Origin of the sequence: Pseudobacter sp. (assembly GCF_051955275.1) — a bacterium.
In the GTDB taxonomy this organism is placed as follows: Bacteria; Bacteroidota; Bacteroidia; order Chitinophagales; family Chitinophagaceae; genus Pseudobacter.
Genome location: NZ_JBQCGW010000179.1, coordinates 1 through 4700, shown reverse-complemented (window position 1 = coordinate 4700; position 4700 = coordinate 1). Strand labels below are relative to the sequence as shown.

Genomic DNA, 4700 nt, shown 5'->3' with positions numbered 1-4700 from the left:
GTTACAATGGACAAAAGATCGATTCTTGCAGTTTATGGAAGAATGGTCAACTGATCTCCAGCAAAAAGAATGTAAACTATGATCTGGCAGGAAGGATCACCGGTTACACTTATCAACTGCATGTATACCCGCAGCCAGCGCGTAATTTCCTGCTTGGTTATAATCCGCAGGGAGATGTACACCTGATTGAAAATGCATCCGGAAATGATACGCTGTATTACAGCACTGACCATGGCCTCACCGATCGTTACGCAGGTTCAAATCACTATCATTACACCAACCACAGCAGCCTGAATCCACTCAACTTTACTAGCAACCTGGTAATCTTTACCGAAGAATATTTTCCTGAGCTCTGGCTCAGCAGAAGAAATGCCACACAGGAAGTGATCAACGGATCTTCCCATCAGACCACCACATTCACCAATGAATTCGACACCCAGGGCCGTATCATCAAAAGAACAGCCACAGGATATTCCTCCGGATTGATCACCTTTACTTACCTCTAACTATTATTGGGGGACCTCTCGCTCGCCTCCGGCGAGCACCGTGTCGCCGGGAGGCGACGGAATAGAAGTCAGTCGCGGGGACGCGAGCGGCTGGGCACTGCGAAACGAAAAAGGGGCCATCTCCATCGAGACGGCCCCTTACTTATGCTTGCCGGTTCATCGTCATTTTTCCCTGACACCAATGGCAATCCTCCTGTCCTTCTTTCGCTCTTCATCAGGTGCATCTGCAGCTGCAGTTGCAAACTTCGATCCATAACCTTCAGCGCCGGCTATCTGTTTGCCATCGCCTTTTGCTTTCAGTGCATTGGACACTGAATTGGCGCGGTCCTGCGAGATCTTCATATTCACATTCTCGTCTCCACTCTTATCCGTATATCCACCGATCTTGATCTTCAATTTCGGGTATGCCTTGAGGATAGCTGCGATATTATTCACCTGCACCATGCTTTCCTCTGTAATGTCTGCGCTGCCTGTTTTGAAATTGAGGTTATCGAAATCGAACCACACATCCTTCCCTCCTTTTGAGTTGGGATCATTAAGGAAAGCCACCAGCCTGTCTTCGATGCCACCCTTGTAGGCATCCAGCTCAGTTCCGTCCGGCAGTTTCACCTTGATAGATTCCAGGGCAGGGACAACCGGCTTACTGGCAATCGTATCGGCAGGCGGGGATGTCTGTTCCGTGGGGGTTGTAGCCAACTCTTCTTTATGCCCCCTGCCTCTCAGGAAATAGATCAGGCCCAGTATCACCAGCAGTGCCAGCAATAAAGGCCAGAGCCATTTGGCGCCGCCTTTCGCTTTTTCAGCCGTGTCATGCGCGTAGGCTGTGGCAGTGCCTGCCACATGTTTTACATTACCGGTGGCCCCGCCTACCAGACCTGACAGTTTACTTCCCAGGTCGCTGAGACTGCCAAGGCCCAGTGCGCCGGCTATATTCAATCCTGATGGGATGGCGGCGAGGATGCTGTCTTTCTGCTGTGCCAGCCAGCTGGTGAGCCCGCTCACGCCCAGATTGTTTTGCGTAACCTGTTTGCCTACCGTGCCCAGAGCAGCTGGTGCGGCTACACTTAACAGTGAGGAAGCAGAGGACTCGCGGATACCACTGAAATTGGCGATCATGCTGGTAATGGCATTGGTCTTGTCCCCGAACAGGCCCTTCAGCATATCCATGCCCTTGCCCAGGAGATTGCCGCCTCCATCCAACAGGCCGCCGAGGTTGCCCAGGATACCGCTGCTGGCCGCGTCTTTCGACAGGTTCAGCAGGCTGGCCGCACCATCGGTTGAACCGGCCTTATTGAGTAAACCTGTAAGTACCGCAGGAATGGCTCCACCAATTGCTTTTTGAATCCCTCCTTCGCTTTCACCAAAAGAGGATGACATCTTACTGATGAGGTCGCTGGAAAATAATCCTTTCACCGAATCGAGAAGATTGAATGACATAAGAGAAAGTTTATAGGTGATCAAATAATGAATCAGGTGATACGCAGGAATATTGGCATACCACGGCATGGAGGGTTATTGTAAATGTTCATTTACAATCAGCAGGGGGATTCGCTAAGGAGAACTTCAGGTGGGCAATAATTGCAGGATCAGGTTTGGATCAGGACAATTGGAAAAGTATTTCTCTTTTTCTGACCACCGGCATACACCGGGATAATCGCCTTCTTTCAATTCCATATCCAGGATCACCTGGAAATGAAGATGTGGTGGCCAGTTGCCGTTCTCAGAGGGGGGACCGAAATGACCGATTGGTTGTCCAAAGATAATGTATTGTCCGGCTGACAGCGTCTGTATATCTTTCAGGCTCAGATGCCCGTACAGGGTGTAAAAAGCAAGGCCATCCAGCTGGTGAAGCAGCACAATTGTAGCGCCATAGTCGCCATCCTGGGCATTGTACGCAAAACTATGCACCATGCCTCCCATGAATGCGTATACGGGTGTTCCTGCAGGTCCCCAGATATCCACGCCCAGGTGTACCGTGCGGGGTTCTTCTCCGGGTCGCTCCGCTGCAAAGAGCGGGGTCTGGTATACTTTCCGTTTTTCGCCGTATCCGCCAATGGCATAGCGGCATCCTGCCGATTCGAGTTGCTGGTTGATCCAGCCCGAAAAACGGCCCGTATCAGCCAGCACCTCATTGCTGAGTTGACGGTTCTGTTCAGTAAGATTCAGGGACAGCATTTTCTCGCCGGGCTCAGTTTTCACTACGGGATGGAATGTAGACTGGTACCTCCGGACGATATTGCTGAAAGGGGATTCCATGGTACTGAAAGGTAATGTTATATTACCACATTCACCATCTTTCCTTTCACGTAGATCACCTTTTTGGGCGACTTCCCTTCCAGCCACTTCTGCACCACTTCATTGGCAAGCACAGCCTGTTCGATATCCTGCTGTGTAGCTTCCAGGCTCAGTTCCAGCGTGGTCCGCAACTTTCCGTTGATGGAAATAGGATATTCCTTGCTGGTTTCCACCAGGTACTTCTCCTCCACTGCGGGATAAGCGGCATCCAGGATGGAACCACTGTTACCAAGCAGTTGCCAGAGCTCTTCGCTCACATGCGGTGCATAGGGAGTGAGGATGATGAGAAGTTTTTCCAGTACTTCTTTCTTATTGCATTTTAGATTGTTCAGTTCATTCACGCAAACCATGAAGGCGCTTACAGAAGTGTTGAAGCTCCAGCGTTCTGTATCCTCTTCAATTTTCTTGATGGCTTTGTTGATCACCTTCTGCTCAGCATCGCTGGCTTTTCCGGTTGTCCATACCTGTCCTTTGGTCTCGTCGTAGAACAGGCGCCAGAATTTCTTGAGGAATCGGTGAACACCTTCGATCCCCTTTACATCCCAGGGCTTGCTGGCTTCCAGCGGTCCGAGGAACATTTCATACATCCGGAAGGTATCGGCTCCGTATTTTTCAACTACCTGGTCAGGATTGGAAACATTGAAATAAGATTTGCTCATTTTTTCAATGGCAGCTCCACAAATGTATTTACCATCTTCCAGTATGAAAGTGGCATCCTCAAAATCAGGGGACCATTTTGTAAAGGCATCGATATCCAGTTCCAGTCCATCCACGATATTGATATCCACGTGCAGCGGATCTGACTCGTACTGATCTTTCAGTCCGGCAGATACAAACTGGTTGGTATTGCGAACGCGGTAAACGAATTTGGATTCAGCCGTGATCTTGCCCTGGTTGATCAGTTTTTTGAATGGCTCATCAAAGCTGAGGAACCCGAGGTCATACAGCACTTTCACCCAGAGGCGCGAATAGAGCAGGTGCGCCACGGCATGCTCTGAACCACCTACGTACACGTCAACCTGTCCCCAGTAATCAAGAGCTTTGCGGTCCGCAAACGCATTGTTGTTATGAGGATCTGTATAACGAAGGAAATACCAGGCAGCGCCCGCGTGCGTGGGCATGGTATTGGTATCGTGCTTTTCTGAATCGGAGATATTCACCCATGAAGGGATATTGGCCAGGGGGCCCTCACCGGTGCCTGATGGTTTGAAATCATCACTGGGCGGCAGTTCCAGGGGAAGGTCTTTCGGGTCCATCGCATAGGGGATATCGTTCTTGAAAACGATCGGGAATGGCTCACCCCAGTATCGCTGACGGCTCCAGCCGGCATCACGCATTTTATAATTCACCTGACGTTTGCCGATGCCAAGCTCTTCCACTTTCTCCAGTACCACGCCGATGGCGTCGCGCATTACGAGGCCATTGAGGAAGTCGGAGTTCTCCAGGATGGCATCCTTTGTAGGATTGGCATCCGTTCCATCATAGGCAGCGCCGATGATATTGGTGATAGGGATATCGAAATGCGTAGCGAATTTATGATCACGCTCATCGCCGCAGGGTACGGCCATGATAGCGCCTGTTCCGTATCCGGCGAGTACATACTCGGAGATCCAGACAGGAATTTCGCGGCCATTGAATGGGTTGATGGCATAAGCGCCGGTGAAGCAGCCGGTGATCTTTTTCACTTCAGCCATACGCTCCACTTCAGAACGGCTCTGCACATACTGGAGATATTCGTCAACGGCCTGCTGACGGTCAGTGGCTGTGATCTCTTTCACCATGTCATGCTCGGGTGCCACTACCATGAAATCTACACCAAAGATGGTGTCAGGGCGGGTGGTGAATACCACCATATCGGTAACGGTATTCTTTTCGCTCTTTAATTTAAAGGTGATCTCC

Annotated in this window: 4 protein-coding genes; 1 reads left to right on the top strand and 3 read right to left on the bottom strand. The window is 50.5% G+C overall.

Annotated elements, in window-relative coordinates; genetic code table 11:
- Nucleotides 1-506 (top strand): hypothetical protein (locus tag ACTHMC_RS15210; RefSeq protein WP_440414261.1); only part of this gene is annotated, 506 nt, incomplete at its 5' end.
- A 162-nt stretch (nt 507-668) separates the two neighbouring features.
- Here ACTHMC_RS15210 and ACTHMC_RS15205 read toward each other — a convergent pair.
- The 3 genes from ACTHMC_RS15205 to leuS form a co-directional block, all read right to left on the bottom strand.
- Nucleotides 669-1943 carry a DUF937 domain-containing protein gene (locus tag ACTHMC_RS15205; RefSeq protein ID WP_440414260.1) on the bottom strand — a complete coding sequence of 425 codons (1275 nt, stop codon included), beginning with the start codon at nt 1941-1943 and terminating at the stop codon, nt 669-671.
- A 126-nt stretch (nt 1944-2069) separates the two neighbouring features.
- On the bottom strand, nt 2070-2762 hold the full coding sequence (locus ACTHMC_RS15200; RefSeq protein ID WP_440414258.1) for a peptidoglycan DD-metalloendopeptidase family protein: 693 nt from the start codon (nt 2760-2762) through the stop codon (nt 2070-2072).
- A 17-nt stretch (nt 2763-2779) separates the two neighbouring features.
- Nucleotides 2780-4700, bottom strand: a 1921-nt coding sequence (gene leuS / locus ACTHMC_RS15195; protein WP_440414257.1) for a leucine--tRNA ligase, incomplete at its 5' end; no start/stop codon positions are given.